This is a genomic window from Algoriphagus confluentis (assembly GCF_036245625.1).
Taxonomy (GTDB): Bacteria; Bacteroidota; Bacteroidia; order Cytophagales; family Cyclobacteriaceae; genus Algoriphagus; species Algoriphagus confluentis.
In genome coordinates this window covers 248399-267116 of record NZ_BTPD01000004.1, presented here as the reverse complement: position 1 = coordinate 267116, position 18718 = coordinate 248399, and the positions used below count along the sequence as shown (strand labels likewise).

Annotated in this window: 18 protein-coding genes; 8 read left to right on the top strand and 10 right to left on the bottom strand. The window is 46.0% G+C overall.

Translation table 11 applies throughout. The features are described from left to right. Window positions 1-121: 121 nt before the first annotated feature. A complete protein-coding gene (locus AAA943_RS07675) occupies window positions 122-877 on the bottom strand; it encodes a ZIP family metal transporter (protein WP_338223645.1) in 756 nt (251 codons plus the stop codon). 90 nt (window positions 878-967) lie between these two features. After that, on the bottom strand, window positions 968-2029 hold the full coding sequence (locus AAA943_RS07670) for an FAD:protein FMN transferase (RefSeq protein ID WP_338223644.1): 1062 nt from the start codon (window positions 2027-2029) through the stop codon (window positions 968-970). Between the two features lie 108 nt (window positions 2030-2137). Between AAA943_RS07670 and ruvB the strand changes: the two genes are divergently transcribed. Further along, window positions 2138-3169 (top strand): Holliday junction branch migration DNA helicase RuvB, encoded by a 1032-nt coding sequence (ruvB, locus tag AAA943_RS07665; protein WP_338223643.1) that lies wholly within the window; start codon window positions 2138-2140, stop codon window positions 3167-3169. A 15-nt stretch (window positions 3170-3184) separates the two neighbouring features. Here the strand turns inward: ruvB and AAA943_RS07660 are convergent, their stop codons facing one another. The 3 genes from AAA943_RS07660 to AAA943_RS07650 all read right to left on the bottom strand — a co-directional run bounded on the left by AAA943_RS07660 (window position 3185) and on the right by AAA943_RS07650 (window position 6473). Then, window positions 3185-4537, bottom strand: coding sequence for an FAD-dependent oxidoreductase (locus AAA943_RS07660; protein ID WP_338223642.1), 1353 nt, complete (start codon window positions 4535-4537; stop codon window positions 3185-3187). 24 nt (window positions 4538-4561) lie between these two features. Further along, window positions 4562-5848, bottom strand: a complete 1287-nt coding sequence (kynU, locus tag AAA943_RS07655; protein WP_338223641.1) for a kynureninase — start codon at window positions 5846-5848, stop codon at window positions 4562-4564. Window positions 5849-5960: 112 nt separating this feature from the next. Continuing rightward, window positions 5961-6473, bottom strand: coding sequence for a 3-hydroxyanthranilate 3,4-dioxygenase (locus AAA943_RS07650; RefSeq protein ID WP_338223640.1), 513 nt, complete (start codon window positions 6471-6473; stop codon window positions 5961-5963). A 174-nt stretch (window positions 6474-6647) separates the two neighbouring features. Here AAA943_RS07650 and AAA943_RS07645 point away from each other — a divergent pair, with 174 nt between their 5' ends. From AAA943_RS07645 to AAA943_RS07630, 4 genes are read left to right on the top strand one after another with little or no spacing between them, the layout of a single operon-like run. Continuing rightward, a complete protein-coding gene (locus AAA943_RS07645) occupies window positions 6648-7634 on the top strand; it encodes a dipeptidase (RefSeq protein WP_338223639.1) in 987 nt (328 codons plus the stop codon). Then, on the top strand, window positions 7634-8254 hold the full coding sequence (locus AAA943_RS07640; RefSeq protein ID WP_338223638.1) for a thiamine pyrophosphokinase: 621 nt from the start codon (window positions 7634-7636) through the stop codon (window positions 8252-8254). The genes AAA943_RS07645 and AAA943_RS07640 overlap by 1 nt, the downstream gene beginning before the upstream one ends. A gap of 57 nt (window positions 8255-8311) precedes the next feature. Beyond that, complete coding sequence (locus AAA943_RS07635; RefSeq protein WP_338223637.1) at window positions 8312-8467, top strand: hypothetical protein; 156 nt, start codon at window positions 8312-8314, stop codon at window positions 8465-8467. Window positions 8468-8479: 12 nt separating this feature from the next. Further along, window positions 8480-8692 (top strand): hypothetical protein, encoded by a 213-nt coding sequence (locus AAA943_RS07630; RefSeq protein ID WP_338223636.1) that lies wholly within the window; start codon window positions 8480-8482, stop codon window positions 8690-8692. 71 nt (window positions 8693-8763) lie between these two features. On the opposite strand, the gene AAA943_RS07625 is transcribed toward AAA943_RS07630, so the two are convergent. The 5 genes from AAA943_RS07625 to AAA943_RS07605 all read right to left on the bottom strand — a co-directional run bounded on the left by AAA943_RS07625 (window position 8764) and on the right by AAA943_RS07605 (window position 14117). Further along, complete coding sequence (locus tag AAA943_RS07625) at window positions 8764-9372, bottom strand: nitroreductase family protein (protein WP_338223635.1); 609 nt, start codon at window positions 9370-9372, stop codon at window positions 8764-8766. Between the two features lie 35 nt (window positions 9373-9407). Beyond that, complete coding sequence (locus AAA943_RS07620; protein WP_338223634.1) at window positions 9408-9731, bottom strand: type II toxin-antitoxin system PemK/MazF family toxin; 324 nt, start codon at window positions 9729-9731, stop codon at window positions 9408-9410. Then, window positions 9722-9967 (bottom strand): AbrB/MazE/SpoVT family DNA-binding domain-containing protein, encoded by a 246-nt coding sequence (locus AAA943_RS07615; protein ID WP_338223633.1) that lies wholly within the window; start codon window positions 9965-9967, stop codon window positions 9722-9724. Before AAA943_RS07615 ends, AAA943_RS07620 begins: the two co-directional genes overlap by 10 nt. Window positions 9968-10159: 192 nt before the next feature. Beyond that, window positions 10160-11674 (bottom strand): S10 family peptidase, encoded by a 1515-nt coding sequence (locus AAA943_RS07610; protein ID WP_338223632.1) that lies wholly within the window; start codon window positions 11672-11674, stop codon window positions 10160-10162. Between the two features lie 211 nt (window positions 11675-11885). Further along, a complete protein-coding gene (locus tag AAA943_RS07605; protein WP_338223631.1) occupies window positions 11886-14117 on the bottom strand; it encodes a TonB-dependent receptor family protein in 2232 nt (743 codons plus the stop codon). Between the two features lie 133 nt (window positions 14118-14250). Between AAA943_RS07605 and AAA943_RS07600 the strand changes: the two genes are divergently transcribed. From AAA943_RS07600 to AAA943_RS07590, 3 genes are all read left to right on the top strand, one after another. Next, window positions 14251-16302, top strand: coding sequence for an alpha-L-fucosidase (locus AAA943_RS07600; RefSeq protein ID WP_338223630.1), 2052 nt, complete (start codon window positions 14251-14253; stop codon window positions 16300-16302). Between the two features lie 92 nt (window positions 16303-16394). Then, window positions 16395-16967: a gluconate 2-dehydrogenase subunit 3 family protein gene (locus AAA943_RS07595; protein WP_338223629.1), complete on the top strand. Its 573-nt coding sequence runs from the start codon at window positions 16395-16397 to the stop codon at window positions 16965-16967. Continuing rightward, window positions 16960-18669 carry a GMC oxidoreductase gene (locus AAA943_RS07590; RefSeq protein ID WP_338223628.1) on the top strand — a complete coding sequence of 570 codons (1710 nt, stop codon included), beginning with the start codon at window positions 16960-16962 and terminating at the stop codon, window positions 18667-18669. Before AAA943_RS07595 ends, AAA943_RS07590 begins: the two co-directional genes overlap by 8 nt. The last annotated feature ends 49 nt before the right edge of the window (window positions 18670-18718 follow it).

The following is an 18718-nucleotide window of genomic DNA, read 5'->3' as shown; positions in this document are numbered from 1 at the left end:
AAGGCATTTCAAAAATGAAATACTTCATTCTCTCGACGGAATCCAAACTCTTTTACAGGAAAAACCCAAAAAATTTAAAAAAGGCAGGCTTTGATCTCCTAAATAATCAAAAAAGAACACCTTACATCAGGTATTCCGAAATTAATGCCAATCCCGCTGCGAGGAAAGTCACTAAAAGCTTATTCAATTGAAATTTGTGATGAGGACTGCTTTCAAAAAAGATGGTAGTGGATATATGTAAAAATCCGCCGGTTACCAGTCCATAAAGGATGGAGATGCCTTCCTTGGATAGCAGGCCATTGTGGATAAACCAAGAGCTGAAAAACATGCCTAGGGGGGATGCCAAAGCAAATAGGGTAAGCAGAATAATCGTCCAACGCTTGCTCAAAGAAGCAGAAAGAACCGCTGCCAAAGCAAATGCAGCCGGCCCTTTGTGCATGATGATTCCGAGGAGCACGGATTGATTGCTGTGATTATGTCCCACCATATCCTGACTCTCGGCACCTACCACCGCTCCATGGGATAGAAGAGTACCTTCCAAAAACGCATGGATAAACAAGCCGAGCATCAGGGTAAGTACTCCTTTGGACGTCTCAGAGGAATGTTTGTGAATATGGCCATGCTCAACTCCCGAAGACCAAAACTCCAACACTTGCTGCAACAAAAACCCGATCAGGATGAATAGGCCCATTCTGGCATGGGAAAAGCCTTCGGAAAAGAGCTCAGGAAGGATATGCAATACAGTGATCGAAAAAAGATAAGAACCGGCAAACACTAAAACCAGCTTGAAATATCGCTCTCTGAAAACTGGAGAAAAGAACACCACCAAGCCGGAAGCCATGGCAGTAAGGAAGAGAAGCAGAAAATTTAAAATCATGCAGTGGTCTTATATGCCCTTTTTTCAGAGTGTCTTGCCGGTCTTAACGAGCACAAAGGTAAAAAAATTCAATAATGTTGCATTTATTGTTTATTGGATTGGGAAGGAGAGGAAAGGTTGGATTTCAGGACTTGCATAGATTTTTAGAGAACTTCCTTTTTCGTTATGGATCAAAATCATTTCCAATTCAGTATCCAAAGAGTCCATTTTAATCGCTTCCCGTGTTCCTAAGATCAGAAGTACTTCTGCCAGGGCATCCGCTTTTTTGCTATCCGCAGTAATGGCCCAGGCCGCTAAGAGACCATGTCGTACGGGCATGCCTGTCCTTGGATCCAGGGTAAAACTGATTCGGGTGGAATCTCTGACATAAAAATCCTCCCAATTACCCGCAGGTGAGATGGTTTTGTTTTCCAAAGCCAAGACTCCTTCTTTAGCTTCTCCTGTAGACAGGTCAGGATATCGGATTCCTGCCTTCCACAATTCTCCACGTTCATTCTGTCCATTGGCGCGGATTTGCCCCCCGATTTGAATCCAATAATCTGCAATCCCAAGTTTTTCCAAGTAGGTGGCGACTTCATCTATTGCCCAACCTAGGGCTGAGGGATTAAAGTCAAGAAGGGTTCCCGGGTTTGACTTTTGGATTATACTATCGGAAACCATCAGTTTTTGTATACCTACCGAAGGCATTACATACATTAGTTCAATGCTGTCTTTCTGGTAAGGTCCAGTTCTGCTGAATCCCCAAAGGTTTTCCAAGGGTTTTTGGGTGGGTTCGAATGCCCCTAGGGTTTGGGTGTTGAGGTCTTTTGCAAAGGCCAACATATCTTTGAAATCAGGTGAAGGACTTGCCAAAGAATCATCAAGATTAAACCGATTGACTTCAGAATTTACCTCATAGGATGAAAAAGCATTGGTAACTCTGCTAAAAATAGAATCTACCCCGGATTGGAAGTCTTCATTTCGATTAGTCTTGAATTTGATTTGGTAGGAGGTGCCCATAGTCTGCCCGGACAAGTTGACCCAACCTGCAAGAGGGGAGTTATTTTGGCCATCGATCTGGCTGACTTCCCTGTTTCGATAGAGATATACCGCTCCTATCAAAACTAAAAGGACCAAGGAGTAGATTAGATTTTTTCTGGAATTGGATACCATAGCTGGCCATGTTTGGCTCAAATTTAGCCCAATTTTTAGCAATGGCCTGATTTCTTTGGCCATTTGAGCGGGTCCTTTTGTCTATATTTGCTGAGGATCCACCACACCATGAGAGAAGATTACCTGAGAGGAGACGAAGAGAATTTGAGTCCCAAGGACCGGGAGTTTGAGCGTGCTTTGCGGCCGCTGAGCTTCGAGGATTTTACCGGGCAGGCCAAAATAGTGGAGAATCTCCGGGTCTTTGTCCATGCTGCCAAAAAGCGGAATGAGCCTTTGGATCATGTGCTTTTGCATGGCCCTCCCGGCTTGGGCAAAACTACCTTGAGTAACATCATTGCCAATGAGTTGCAGGCAGGAATCAAGATTACCTCGGGACCGGTATTGGACAAGCCTTCCGACTTGGCGGGTTTGCTGACCAATCTGGAAGAGGGTGATGTACTTTTTATCGATGAGATTCACCGGCTCAATCCCGTGGTGGAGGAATACCTCTATTCGGCCATGGAGGATTTCCGGATCGACATCATGCTGGATAGCGGGCCCAATGCCCGGTCTGTGCAGATTTCCCTCAGTCCATTTACATTGATCGGTGCTACTACCCGCTCCGGATTACTTACTTCGCCTCTTCGGGCAAGATTTGGGATCAATTCCAGGCTTGAGTACTACGATGCCAAGCTGCTTACGGATATTGTGACTCGTTCGGCCAGTATTCTGCAAACACCTATTGATGAGGTGGCGGCCTTTGAAATTGCCCGCAGAAGTAGAGGTACTCCAAGAATCGCCAATATGTTGCTACGACGTACGCGTGACTTTGCAGAAGTCAAAGGCAATGGGACGATCACTCTGGATATTGCCAAGTTTGCCTTGAATGCCTTGGACGTGGATGAAAACGGGCTTGACGAAATGGACAACCGGATCCTTTTGACCATCATCGAAAAGTTTAAAGGAGGTCCTGTAGGCTTGAGTACCATCGCTACAGCATGCGGAGAGGAAGCCGAGACCATTGAGGAAGTGTATGAGCCGTTTCTGATTCAGGAAGGATATATGAAGCGAACCTCCCGGGGAAGGATGGCTACGGAATTGGCTTATAAACATTTGAAAATCAAGCCGAATGGTGCCAGCGGGACTTTGTTTGATCTATAAAGAAAAAGGCGGTGATTACACCGCCTTTGCTGTTTCCATCTGATTGATGATGTCTTCGTAGTCGAGTTTATTCCAGTTTTCGGTGATCAGCGGGTCTGCCATCACCTTGTCCATGATAGCTTCCTGCAGCTTCCCCTGTGCATACGCTTCTGAATAACTCATGTCGGAGAAAGTCACCATAGTGTAAAGAGGGATCCACTCTTTCGGATACAGTTCGTGAAGCTTGGCTTCTATTTTTTTGCGAAGCAAAAACTTAGGATCGGCCACGCTATCCCGCATTTCGATAAAGTTCTCCATTGCCAGCTGGCAAATGGCATCGGTATCCGGCTTGCGCTTTTTCTGGAATTTTTCAAAAACCAGGTTCCAGGCACTGTCTCCGTACTTTTCGATCAGTTCATTGAGAATAAAACAGTCTTCAAATCCACAATTCATACCTTGTCCATAGAATGGCACCATCGCATGGGAAGCATCTCCGATAAGCAGGGAATTGCCCTGTACCCAAGGATAGCATTCAATATTGATCAAAGCCGAGGTTGGATTGCGGAAAAACTCCTGCTTCAGATCCGGCATCAGGTGGTAGGCATCGTCAAAATAGTTTCGGAAGATGCTTTCCAAATCCCGATCGTCCTGAATTTTGTCGAAACAGACCTTAGTCCCCTCAAAAGGAAGGAAAAGTGTGCAGGTAAAAGACTTGTCCGGATTGGGTAGGGCAATCAGCATGAATTTGCCTCGTGGCCAGATATGCAAGGCATTGGGATCCATGGCAAATTCTCCATCAGCAGTCGCCGGTATGGTCAATTCCTTGTAGCCATGGGAAATATACTCCTGCTTGTAATTGAATCGAATCTGACGAATCATAGACATCCTCAGGGCGGAATAGGCTCCATCAGCACCAAAAATTACCTGCGGCTCCAGTTTCTTTTCTCCCTCCGGAGATTCGAAAGTAATCTGACCGCTTCGGAAATCGACATGCTGGCAGAGATGCTCAAAGTGCAGATTGGCTCCGAGGCGCTCAGCTTCTTCGACTAAAAGTTGATTGAATTTTCCTCTGGAAATGGAATAAATGGCCTGATCTGCTTTTCCGTAGGGGATAAAGGTCGTGCCTCCGTGTTCGTCATGGATTTTCCGTCCATACATGGGGATGGCCAAAGGAAGAACCTGGTCTTTAAGTCCTACTTTTTCAAGACTTTTCCAGCCTCGGTAGCTCAGCGCCATATTGATACTCCGTCCGCCTTCAAAGTACTTGGTCTTGCGGGTATCCGGCCTTTTATCGTATACAGACACATCCAGGCCTTGACGCTTCAGGTATATCGCCAAAAGGCTACCGATCAGTCCGGCGCCCAGAATGGTCACATTGTTGTTTTTCATGAATTTGGTATTGAACCGCTTCTATTAAGCGAATTTCTCCAAGGATTGTTCCAAAATCTTTGCGAAGCGGTACACATCCAAGAAGCTGTTATACAGAGGGGTAGGTGCCAGTCGGATTACATTTGGGTTTCTCCAGTCTCCTACCACACCGTGTTTGTAAAACTCATCGAAGACGGCTTTTCCACCCCGATGAATCAGCAAAGATAGCTGGCAACCTCTTTCTGCAGGATTTTTGGGAGTAATTATTTCCAAAACTCCTGATTTTCCGCTGATTTGCTCGATCAGGAATTCCAGATAGCCCGTGAGCTTTTCACTCTTTTTACGGAGATTTTCTATGCCTGCTTCCTGGAAAATATCCAAGGAAGCCTGATGAGCTGCCATAGCCAAGACATTTGAATTCGCGAGCTGCCAGCCATCTGCCCCATACATGGGGACGAAGCCTTTTTCCATTTTGAAGCGTTCACCCTCATTGTGTCCCCACCAGCCGGCAAATCGGGGCAAGTCAGGCCGTTCGGCATATTTTTCATGGACAAAAATTCCGGAGACATTACCCGGGCCGGAGTTGAGATACTTGTAGCTACACCAGGTCGCAAAGTCCACTTCCCATTCGTGCAGCTTCAAGACCGCATTTCCAGCCGCATGGGCCAAGTCAAACCCCGCTACCGCTCCTACTTCATGAGCCGCTTGGGTGATGGCCTTCATGTCAAAAAGCTGTCCGGTGTAGTATTGAATTCCGGCCATATTGACCATGGCTAGAGAGTTTCCCAGCTTTCGGATTTCTTCTAAAATATCAGCTGTCCTCAGTGTATGCTCTCCCGGTCTAGGGTTGATTTCTACCAACGTGTCAGCAGGATCCAATCCATGAAATTTGATCTGGGTTTCCAGCATGTATTGGTCAGAAGGGAAGGCTCCAGCTTCGACGATGATTTTGAACCGCTCTTTTGTCGGACGATAAAAAGAAACCATGAGGAGATGAAGATTCACCGATAGGTTGTTCATCGCCACGACCTCATGCTCCTGGGCGCCGAGGATTTCAGCTAAAGCCGGTTTTGACTTTTTTCGAACGTGATACCAAGCGTCCTCCCCGTGAAAATGCCCATCCACGGCCAAATCTGCCCAGTTGCTCAATTCTTTTCCCAAATAATCCTGAACCGATTTGGGTTGAAGGCCAAGAGAGTTGCCACAGAAATAGATGGCCTCTTTTCCGTTTACTTTCGGAAAGTGGAATCGAGACCTAAAAGGCGCCAACGGGTCCTTGGCGTCTTGTTCACGGGCAAAGGTTTCGGTGTATTGGTATGGAGTGTCAGTCATAGTCGGTTGATTAAGTTGCAAGGTGGGAAGGTTGTAAAGTGGCGAAGTGGAGGATTCCAAAAAGGCAAACTTTACCACCTTCCTACTTTACCACTTTTCAACTTTTCAACTTTTATTTTTCCATCACAGTCCCGCAGCTTTTACAGGTCCTCAGATCTTGGTTGGACCAAAAGCGTTCCATAATCGGAGGCAGTTGGGTGACGATGTCGGTCAGCTCGACGTATTCTTCGTGGAGGAGATTGCCGCAGTTTTCGCAGTGCCAGATAAATCCGTCTTTCTCCCCGGGTCTTCGGTATCGCTCCATCACCAAACCTATCGTATTGGCCGGTCTGCGGGGAGAATGAGGCACTTTAGGAGGCAAAAGGAAGATTTCTCCTTCTTTGATCTCAATGTCTTTAGGCTTCCCGTCTTCAATGATTTTGAGCACGATATCTCCCTCCAACTGGTAGAAAAACTCCTCTCCTTCGTCGTAGTGGTAGTCTTTTCTGGAGTTGGGCCCCCCAACCACCATGACAATAAAGTCATCGTTGCCTTTGTACACTTGCTGATTGCCTACCGGAGGCTTGAGCAAATGCCGGTTTTCGTCGATCCACTTTTTGAAATTAAAGGGTTTTGCTACAGCCATTTTTTGATGGATTTGGATTAGGATAAACTCAAAGATAGGTATTGAATACAAATGCAGCGGCGAGATAGTTTTGGAAAAGCGCTTCCATTGGAAAAAGTTTAACTTTGGATTCCTGTTTGAGGAGCAGCAACTTCTCGTAAATCGACATTCGCAAATCGTAAATTAATCCTTCCCATGCCTTTTCCCATCGCTGATATGCACTGCGATCTTTTGTCTTTTCTGGCTAAAGTGCCCGGAGCAGATCCTTTTGACCAAAGGCAAATTGCCTGTGCTTTTCCTTGGTTAAAAGAAGGAGGAGTCAAAATGCAAGTTATGGCGATCTACACCGATGTCAATCCGGGAAGCATGGACTTGGCTGGCAGGCAAGCGGATATTTTTGCAGACTTGCTTCGCAAAGAACCGAAAACAGTAAGCCATTTTGACATGGGATTTTTACAAAATCAGGCCAATGAAAAGTCAATCGGAATCATCGCCTCGGTGGAAAACGCCGCAGGTTTTGGAAATGAATTGGCCTCTTGGCAGGAGATTTACCGGCAGTTTGACTCTATAGTGAATAAAGTCGGGCAGTTGGCCTACATCAGCCTGACCCACCATACCGAGAATCGCTTTGGCGGTGGAAACTATACGGAGGGCATCGGCCTGAAAGAGGATGGAAAGCGACTATTGGACTACATGGCCGGGAAAAAGATTCCTATCGATCTTTCCCATACCTCTGACCTTTTGGCTGAGGGGATTTTAAAACACATCGACCGACATCACCTTCCCATTCCGGTGATTGCGTCTCATTCCAATTTCCGGGCAATTTGGGATCATAAACGGAATTTGAATGATGAATTTGCCCAAGAGATCATTCATCGGGGAGGAATTATCGGAGTGAATTTCCTCAGGGAATTTTTAGACCGAGTAGTACCGGAGCGATTGTTTGAACACCTAGAATACGGAGCAAAAATGGGCGAAAATGCCATTTGCTTTGGAGCGGATTTCTTTTACACCAAGGATTTTCCCGATCCCAGGCGACATCCTTTTTATTTTCCTTTGGCAGAAAACTCAGGCAAATACCCGGATATTCTGGAGCATTTGAGTTCTAGCCTGTCAGAAGTACAGCTTCGCAAACTAGCTTTTGAAAACGTGTTTAACTTCTACCAAAAACTCTGGAACTGATGTCGAGCCATCATTTTGTCAAAGAGCAGCAGGAGCCGGCTGTGTTTGTTTTGAACACAGAAGGTCTAAGTTTTGATATCGTCTCCCCACTGTTGGAGTGGGTGCCCACCGTCTTGGTCTGGCAGGAATGCCTGGATCAGGTGCTCAGCTGGGGGATCAAAGTGGATGTGATATTGGCAGAGGAAGCTTTCCAGAGAGCTAATCTTTATCTCTTGGAAGAGCAGTATCCGGTGAAGTTTCTCACGGCTGAAAAGGCCAATTTCCTAAAGGAAGGACTTCACTATTTGCAAGCTACCCAACACAAAGGAGCGCATTTAGTGGGTTTTTCGCATCAGAATTGGGAAGATCTGGGTCCGGAAACCGAGTTTTTGGATTTGACGATTCTGGACGGTGGGTGGAAGTATTATCCGGTAAAAAATGGGGAGTTCAAAAAATGGTTTGTGGCCTCTACGATCCGGATTTTGGGAACAGAAGGGATGCCTTTGGAGCTTTCTAATGAAGAGGGAAAACTTTTATTGCCCTTGGCCTATTTGACGCAGGTGGAGGTTCCAGAGGGGATTTCTGAGATCAAAGGGAATGGCATTTTTTGGGTGGGGGAGGAAGTGAATTCTGAAAGCTGAAGTGAGAAAGCTGAAAATTGAAAAATTAATTAAGACTCACTCGATAAAACTCTATAAATGGATCTCAAAGATTTTGTTTCCAAGACATTAATTGAAATTAATGAAGGAGTAGTTTCGGCACAAGATCAATTAAAACCCAAAGGAGCAATCGTTATACCACCCGTTTTAGGAGTTTTTGGAGGTGCATCTACCCAACCTGGAGGTTGGTCATGAAGAAGTGTCCAAATGGTGCAATTTAATGTGGCTTTAACAATACAAGAAAATTCAGAAGGGAAAGGGGGAATTGGAGTAGCAGGTGGATTTTTTAAAGTTGGTGGAGAAGCAGGGACTAGTTCAAAAAATGAAAGTTTTACTCATATTGAGTTTTCCGTACCAACAACATTGCCTGAAGGTGAAAAGCCCAAAAATAAATTGACCCCAAAAGTAGGAATATACTAAAAACAACGAAACACAAAAAGGAAAGCCCTTGCCTTCCTTTTTTAGTATTTGGTCAATAACCAATAACTGATCTACTCCCTCACCCAATTCACTTTTTCCGCAATCGGCTCGCGTTTTCCGGCGGGCCAGTTGTCAGTGGCGGGCTTGGCAACATAGAAAAAGCCCATCAGCATATCTTCGCCTTCCAGTCCAAAGTCTTCTCTCGCTTCGGGCCAAAAAGTGGGTCCTCCGGTTCCCCAGTAGCAAGCCAACCCATGGGCACAGGCAGTGAGATACATATTTTGTACTGCCATAGCCGTGGCGGCAATTTCCTCCATTACCGGAATGCCAGAACCTTCGGTCCGCTTCATCAGGATGGCGATCACATGAGAAGCTTTGGTTGGGTTTTCTTTAAACTTTTGGTAGGTGGCTTCGATAAATGGAGTGCCGTTTTTCTCCGTACGCATTTTGTACATCTCGGCCTGATAGTCACCAAACTTCTTTAGCCCTTCTCCGGTGTAAACAATAAATCTCCAAGGTTGGGTGAGTTTATGTGTTGGTGCCCAATTGGCGTTTTCGAGCATTTCCTCGATGATGGAGTCGGCTACAGGATCATTTTCTTTGAATTGGGCGACAAACATGGACCGACGGCCACGGATGATTTTGGTAACCTCTTCAGTATTGAATTCGGGTTTTTGCATGGTTTGGTTGATTGATTTTTTTTTGAGAAGTTTTTTTAGTCTACAAAAGTTTCCTTGATCAAGCTTTTGAGTGACTCAATTTCAGAAGTTGACAATCGACCTAATAATTTTTGAACTCTTAATTTGTCTACAGATCTAATTTGATCTAAGGCGATCATTCCTTTTTTTCCATTGTACAATACAGGAACTCTACTCGGGTAAGATCTTTCGGGGGTGGTCATTGGAGCAATGACAATCGTCTTCAAATACTGGTTCATTTCATTAGGAGAAATCACAACACAGGGTCGAGTTTTTTTGATTTCGTGTTCTAAAGTTGGATCAAGATTAACTAAGACAATTTGATATTGAGTTATTTCCATTCTTCAAAATCTTCGTCTTCAAAAACATCTGGAATCAAAAGTTCATCATCTCCATTTTCGTGCATCTTTTTGAATGCATCTGCCCAACCTTGTCTGGGTTGTTTTATTGGTCTTAGGACGATTTGATCCTTTTCGAGTATCACCTCAACCTTCTCACCGATTTCATATTTTTCAAGGATTGTTTTGCTTAACCTTACTCCCTTTGAATTTCCGATTTTTATAATGTTTGCTTCCATAACCCTTTCAAAATGTGATCACAATGTAATAACAAATTCGAAATATTTACTTTCATTCCTCCAAGTAATCTAACGGCTATTAAAAAATTTTGGGTTCCGACTTAAGGATTCTTCGGTCTTCTGTCATCTGTCTTCCGACCATTTCTGTAAATGAGATTCTATTTGAGGTGAAATTAGGAGTAATTGGAAAAATTAATTCTTCAACATCCCCTCCAAAAACTTCCTTACATCTTTTGCCAAGGCATCGAAATCCTCTTGTCGGTTGTACATCATGTGACCTGCCTCGTAGTAGGTCATTTCGATCCTTTCCTGAGGAAAATTATGGCGTGCAAAGGTGTATTCCGCATCAAAAAACGGGGTGATCAAGTCATAATACCCATTAGCAACCATCACTTTCATCTGAGTATTTCTGTGCATTGCTTCACTTAGCGCTCTTGCGGTACTCACATAGCTGGGTTCCCAATAGGCCCCATCAGGCACCGGCTTCCAGTTCCAACTGCCACCCATTCCTTCTGCAGAAGTAAAATAGGGTCGGTCTACCGTCACCTTCAAATCCCGCAACAAGTAATCGTTGAAAACAGCGGTGTAAGCAGCGCCCGTCATGTAGCCGGCCGGGTCTCCCAAAACCGGGCCTTCGGCTACTTTGTCTGTCTCGGTGGCCAAATACCTTCCGTCCAAGGTTCCGATGGCTTTTCCTTCAGCACGAAGGAGTTCCTTTTTGAAGCGATGCATCAGAATCTGATTATCCGAGCGGAGAATGTATGCCTTGTCTAAACCGGTGAAGTAGGCCAATTTTTCTGCAATGGCTTCTTTCTGTGCTTGCGTTTGTTTTTCTCCGAGGAAAAGAGAAGTCAAATAATCGCCGTAGGCAAATTCTCTCGCCTCTTGGGCAAATTCTTCAATCGTTTTTCCCTTTCCGGCTTTGCCATGGTACCAAGCTGTCACCGCCTGAGAAGGGAGGTAGGTGAAAAAGGAGGTCAGATTATCTGCCCAGCTTGAGGAGCCTGCATAGTCCAAAGCCTGAGAAATCAAGATGATTCCATTCAAAGCCATGGTCTGTCCACCTTCCTCGAGGACCTCAGCCACTTTTGCGGCACGGGTGGTGCCAAAGCTTTCTCCAGCCATGAATTTCGGGGCTTGCCATCGGCCATGCTGAGTGACCCAAATTCGCATAAACTGGGCAACGGATGCCGCATCCTCATTCAATCCCCAGAAATCGGAGGTCTTGCCTACGGCTTCTACTTGGCTAAATCCAGTTCCGATCGGATCGATAAATACCAAATCCGTGAGGTCCAAAAGTGCCTGTGTATTTTCCACAAATCGGTAGGGAGCGGCACCGTCATCTACTTTGGCTTCCGAGTCGGTTTTCACCACTTTGGGGCCGAAAAATCCTACATGAAGCCAAATTGATGCAGATCCAGGACCTCCATTGAATATGAAAAGTACCGGTCTTTTGGAAGTGTCCACACCCTCGCGGATATAGGAAGTAGACCAAAGTGCTCCGGTGACTTCTCCTTTGGAGTTTTTCAAAAATGTCTCCCCGACGATGGCTTTGTAGGTGATTTTTTGACCATTGAAAGTGCCCGAGTGGGTGGATTCAAACTTCTGAGGATCTCTCGGGACCCACTTGGATTCAGTTTTCTCTTCTTGGGAAAAGGAAATTCTCGATAGTAAAAGAAATAAAAGTAGAATGGAGATTTTTTTCATAGTTGACTATTTAAAGATAGCTGCGCAGATAATTCAAAGATATGCCTAAAGCCAAGATAGCGATATCGGGAAGCATATCTCAATTTATCCCACGGAGCATTTCTTGTTTATGAAAAGATATTATAAAAGATATTTTTTAAGATATGGCCTAGGCCGAGATAGATATCTCGCGAAGCATATCTTAAAAATCTATCTCACGAAGTATATATTCTTAATATCTCCATCCTACCTTCACTCCCCCATACCAATTCCTTGTCGGTGCCGGCTGATAAAACCGTCCACCGAAAGCATTCAAGTCATTGCCCAAGGAATAGGCCTCGTCCAGCAAATTGTCTACCCCAGCAAATACCTCCAAGTCAAAATTCCCCAGACTTTTCACCCAACCCATCCTAAGATTGACAAGTTGGAAAGCATCCTGATAGACTGTGTTCGCATCGTTAAGCGGAATTTCGTCGGTAAACTGATGGGTAAAATTCAGGTAAATTCCAGGACGGGTTCTTAGGTCGATTCTGCTGACCAAATTGTGTGGAGGAACTCCCGTCAGGTCATTTCCGGAGAAGTCATTCGCTCCTTTGCTATAGTCTGCAAAAGTGAAAAATTGGCCCGTGTAGGCTGTTCCGATCAGGAAGTCTTTGATGAATCCATCGGCATTTCTCAGGATGGCATAGTCCAAAGAAGCTTCGATGCCCTTTTGATCCGTGGAACCGGCATTTCGGAAAAGAACCACTCCATTTTCATTGGTGAAGGTGGTGATTGTTTCGTCCAGCTTGAGGTAATACGCAATGAGCTCCAAGTTGAATTTTTCTTTTCCCAGACGATAACCGATCTCGTAATTCACGCCTTTTTCTGCCTCCAGATCCAGATTTAAGCTTCCCTCGTTGGTTCGGACTTCATCGATGGTGGGTGGGGAAAAGCCACTGCTGATCGAGCCATAGACCGAGCTAAATGGATTCAGTCGATAATTCAGTGCGACTCTGGGTACCACGATCGGGTCGAAAGTTCGGGTTTGAAGTCCTGTCGGCCCGCCCGTAGCATCGATTTGTCGGTCGATTTCGTAGCCGGAGAAGTTTTCACTTAGGCCAAGGGTGAACAATAGCTTTTCGGTGAGATTCAACTCAGCCTGCTGGAAAAGGAATCCTTGATAAGCCCGAAGCTTGTCCGCAAAGCGAACTGTATCAGCCACCCCGTTTCGGTTGCCGAAGTTCTGTGCATCTGTGATTCCGTTTTGGTATTCTGCACCAGCAATCAGGCGAAGCGCTTTTCCTCCCAATCTGCCCTCATGGGTAAATTTGGTTCGGAGTCCATAGCCAAAGCCTAATTCCTTTTTATAATCCAGAATGAATGGGTTTTCGAAATTATTCGTGTTGAGGTAGATCGTGGTGTTATTGCTGGTTTTCTCTGAAAAGCGATACAAGTGTCCCAAAGAAAGCAAGACCGATTGTTGGGAAATGGAGCTGTTTTGGTTGACCGAACCCGGACGGGCTTGGGTCGGGTCCTCTGCCAATTGGTCTGCATTGAGTGCACCGGGGATTTGATAATCTAAATCTGAAATCAGCAATTGGGTTCGGATTTCCTGCTTTTCTGAGACTGGAAAGAATCCTCCCAACTGAAACACTTGTCTATCCACTGCCGAATGCTCCCGATAGCCGTCAGATTTTTGGCTGACAAAAGAAGCCTCGATCCCACCTTCTCCCACTTGCTGGGAAATTCCAAGTCGAAATCGCGAAAGTCCAAAATCTCCAGTCAAAAAGTCGGTAGAAATGCGGTTTTCTGCCACATTCGGCTGAGAGTACAGCGAAATCGCCCCACCGTTTCCTGCTCCATAAATGCTTCCAGAAGGGCCTTTTACCACTTCCGAAGTGCGGATATTGGACAAATCCAGCAGATTTAAAGCCGTAGTCCCATCGGGTGAAGTGAAAGGAACCTCATTCCAATACACTTTTACATTTCGAACTCCAAAAGGTGACCGAAGGGAACTCCCGCGTATGGAAACCCGATAGCTTGCGGGTGCTCGTTCCTCAATGCGAACCCCCGCTTTTTGATTGAAGGCATTGACAGGAGAAATCTCATTGAATCGGCTAAAGTCCCGCTCAGAAACGGTCACAACCGCAGCTGATTGCTCCAAAAGAGGGCGCTCGGATTCAAAAGCAGTCACTGTCACGGAGGAAAGATTCAGTACGTTTGGGATCAGCTGCACTTCAAATTCACCACTGGAAAAGGTTTTTTCCAAGGTCTCATAACCTTCGAGAGCAAAGGAGATTTTTAGATTTTCTCCTGCAAAAGCAACCATTCCAGAAGCGTTGGTCCGCTGTATGGTTTTGTCAGCTTTAACGCGGACATTTTCCAGAGGAAGACCGGTGATCTGATCGGAGATTTTAAGTTGGATTTGTGCTTTTAGACCAAGAGAAATCAGGAAAAAGAGAAGGGTGATTGCTTTTTTCATGTGGGGAAATTACTAGGAAAGACATTGACAAAAGCCGTTTTTCTGCGCAAAGGTTTCCAAACTCAGTCATCGGTCAATTTTTGTTTCCGATTCCCGGGCAAAATCGGTAGGTTTTGAGCCAAATTCCCTCTTTATGAAGAAGTATGTTTGGCCGCTTTTAGCCCTTGGATTGAGTTTTTGTGCAGAAAAGACCGCTCCACCGGAACCCATTTTACCCATACCAAGCGAGCGTCAGATTGCCTGGCAGGAGCTTCAGTTTTACGGCTTTGTCCATTTCAATATGAATACCTTCTCCGACCGGGAATGGGGATTTGGGGATGAAAAGCCGGAGCAGTTCAATCCTACCGCTCTCGATGCCAGACAATGGGCAAGAATCGCCAAGGAAGCGGGGATGAAAGGCTTGATCATCACGGCCAAGCATCACGATGGATTTGTCCTTTGGCCGTCAAAGTACACCGAGCATTCGGTGAAAAATAGCCCTTGGCGAGATGGAAAAGGGGATTTGATCCAAGAGTTTGTGGATGCCTGTCGGGAATATGGATTGAAAGTTGGCATTTACTATTCTCCTTGGGACCGAAATCATCCCGATTATGGCAAGCCAGAATACATCACCTACATGCGCAATCAGCTGAGGGAGTTGCTGACCAATTACGGAGAAATCTACGAGGTCTGGTTTGACGGAGCCAATGGCGGAACAGGTTGGTATGGGGGAGCCAATGAGGAGCGTAAGGTCGACAAATTCAGCTATTACGACTGGCCAATTACCCATGAATTGGTCAGAACACTTCAGCCCAATGCCATGATGTTTTCCGATGCGGGGCCTGATGTACGCTGGGTGGGGAATGAACATGGTTTTGCTTACGAGACTACTTGGTCCAATCTGATGCGGGATTCGGTCTATGCAGGCATGCCGGATTTTGACCGATGGGCGTCGGGTCAGGAAAATGGAACCCATTGGGTGCCCGCCGAATCTGATGTGAGCATCCGTCCGGGATGGTACTACCATACCTATGAGGATCATAAAGTCAAGACTTTACCCGAATTGATGGAGATCTATTACAACAGCATCGGGCAAAACAGCTCCCTGTTGATCAATTTCCCCGTAGATACCCGAGGCTTAATCCATGAAAAAGACGAAGAAGCCATTTTGAAAATGGCGGCCAAAGTCAAAGAAGATTTTGCTGTCAACCTCGCCAAAGATGCTTCCTTCGAAGCAAGCGAAGATCGAGGCAAAGGATATACGGCAGATTTGCTAAACGATGGGAATTTCAATACCTATTGGACGACTCCCGATGGACAATTTCAGGCTTCCGTGGTAGTGGACTTTGGAAAAAAAGTTTCCTTCAACCGTCTCCTGATTCAGGAATTTGTCAACCTTGGGCAACGTGTGAAAGCCTTTTCCCTAGAAAAAGAAGTAAACGGCAGCTGGGAAAAAATCGCAGAAGGGACCACGGTCGGGTACAAGCGGATTCTGAGATTTGCGGATACCGAAGCCCAGAAAATCCGAATCAACTTCCTGGATGGAAAAGGCATTCCAGTGATTTCTGAAATTGGGGTCTATTCCGCGCCTGCCTTGCTTTTTCCTCCTAAAATCACCCGAACTCCCCAAGGAAAAGTAACCATCCAAGCCGCAGAGTCTGAGTTGGATGTCTTCTTCACCACGGATGGAGCTGCTCCACAAGTTGGGCAAAATGCCTATTCCGATGCCTTTGATCTTCTTCAGCCCGCTACTGTTCAGGCTATCACGGTAGATTCCAAAACCGGAAAAACCTCCGATCCTGCCCGAGTGGATTTTGACCTAGCCAAAGGCAGCTGGAAAGTCATTTCATCTGATACGCTTGCCATTCGCGCCGTAGATGAGCAGGCTAATTCTTATTGGACTTCAAAAACCAATGATTTGACAATCGATTTGGGACAGGAAGTTGAGTTGAAAGGCTTTACCTATTTACCCATGCAGGCCCGATACCCGAGTGGCTATATCGCTGAATATGCCCTAGAAGTCAGCGGAGATGGGAAAAGCTGGAAGCGAGTCGCCCAAGGCGAATTTTCCAATATCCAAAACAGCCCGATCGAACAAATGATCCGACTGGACGCAGTCCCAGCCCGCTATGTAAGATTAAGAGCACTACGCACAGTGGACGGGAATCCAGCCACATTTGGAGAGTTTGGGGTGATTACCCGATAAGCTGCCATATGTAAAATTCAGGTAGGGATTTTTCGATAAAATCCCTACTTTCTACCCTCAATTGCTTTAAACCCAATCTATCGCCTATACTTATGAACAGACGACATGCTTTGCGGCATATTGCGCTGATATCCGGAGGACTTGCCCTGATTCCTTCCTGCGACTTCAGCAAAGAAGACATCCTCGCCGCCTATCAAAACCTAAAGATCACCCAGTCCCAAAAGGACCTGCTCGGGGCAGTATCCGATACCATTATTCCCGCTGGCGAGATCAAAGGGGCACTCAATCTGGAAGTCCACGATTTCATCCTGGTGATGGTCAATGATTGCTTTACCAAAGAAAATCAAGAGAAATTCACCGCAGGACTTTCTGCATTCCCGGATTATGTCAAGGAATCAAAAGGCAAGAAATACACCGAGCTTTCGACCAAGGAAAAAGAGCAACTTATTCTCGACGCGGCTAAGCTGGAAGGAGATGATTCCGAAGAAGGTAAACGAAAAGCAGCGATCGCCTATTTCGTCAATTCCACCAAGCGATTCACCATCCAAGGCTACATGGCTTCCGAATACATCCAAACTGAAATCATTCCTTACTCTCTGATCCCTGGCGAATACAATGGCGCCGTATTGATCACTGACCTTCAAAAACCACGCATCAATGGCTAATCTGAATATCCGCAGCAAACAGGAACGAACCTATCAAGCCATCGTCATCGGTTCGGGTATCAGTGGAGCTTGGGCTGCTAAAGAACTTTGTGACTTGGGTGTAAAAACCCTGATGCTGGAGCGTGGCCGCAATGTGGAACACGTCAAGGACTACCCGACAACCAATATGCTACCCTATGAATTTCCTCATCGGAACCAGATTCCTCAGGACATTCAGGAGGCCAATCCGGTCATCAGCCGATGCTATGCTTTCCGTGAAGATGCGATGCACTTTTTCGTCAAAGACACCGACCATCCTTATGTGCAGGAAAAGCCTTTTGACTGGATTCGTGGGTATCAGGTAGGCGGTAAATCCCTGCTTTGGGCTAGACAGGTGCAGCGTTGGTCTGACTTTGATTTTGAAGGACCCGCCCGGGATGGATTTGCGGTCGACTGGCCTATTCGATACAAAGACATCGAAAAATGGTACAGCCATGTGGAGAAATTTGCTGGAGTTTCCGGATTCAAAGACGGCATTCCACATCTTCCCGACGGGGAGTTTTTGCCTGGGTATGAGTTGAATGTGGTGGAGAAATACTTTGCGGAGCAACTTAAAAAACATTACGGTAATGACCGACACATGATCTCGGCCCGCTGTGCGCACATCCATGGCAATGCAGAATACTATGCGCAGCAAGGTCGGGCCATGTGTCAAAACCGAAATCTCTGTCAGCGAGGATGTCCGTTTGGAGGCTACTTCAGTTCCAACTCATCGACCATTCCTTGGGCTTTGAAAACAGGCAACCTGACACTCAGACCTGATGCGGTGGTTCACTCCATTATTTATGATGAGGAAAAAGGAAAAGCGACCGGAGTACGCATCATCGACCGCCTGACTAAAGAAACTGAGGAATTTTATGCTGACGTAATCTTTGTGAATGCCGCGGCGCTAAATACCAATGCGATATTACTCAACTCGACTTCCAACCGATTCCCACATGGCTTGGGTAATGACAATGGACTGCTTGGCAAATACGTGGCTTTCCATAATTACAGAGCCCGAGTATCCGGGGAGTACGAAGGTCATTCCGAATTCACCACATCAGGAGGTCGACCGACGAGCGGCTATTTCCCAAGATTTCGAAACGTGTACAAGCAGGAAACCGACTTCCTTCGAGGCTATGCAGCAGGATTCTCTGCCAGCCGCGGCGTAGGACCGGATACCAGCGGTATTGGCATGGACTTGAAAAACAGTCTCCTCAATCCGGACAAATATGGACCATGGCGAGTGGGTTCGCACATGATGGGAGAGACAATTCCTAAAGAAAGCAATTACGTTGCTTTGGACCCGAACATGAAAGATGAATGGGGCATGCCTCAGCTCAAAATCTCTGTAGACTACGACGATAATGATGAGAAAATGGTCAAAGACTACATCGAGCAGATGACGGAGATGTTTACCAAAGCAGGATTTACCAATATCCAATCCAGCGACAGCAAGCAAGCTCCGGGCTTGGACATTCACGAGATGGGAGGGGTACGCATGGGCAAAGATCCTAAAACCTCCCTTCTCAATGCCAACCATCAGTTGCATGCCGTGCCGAATGTCTATGTGACTGACGGCGCTTCGATGACTTCTACTTCTACCCAAAATCCGTCCCTGACTTATATGGCATTTGCGGCAAGAGCGGCACATCATGCAGTGGCGGAAAGCAAAAAGTAAAGTTTGAATTCAGAAGTTAGAAATCAGAAAGCTGAAAAATGGCCCAAGT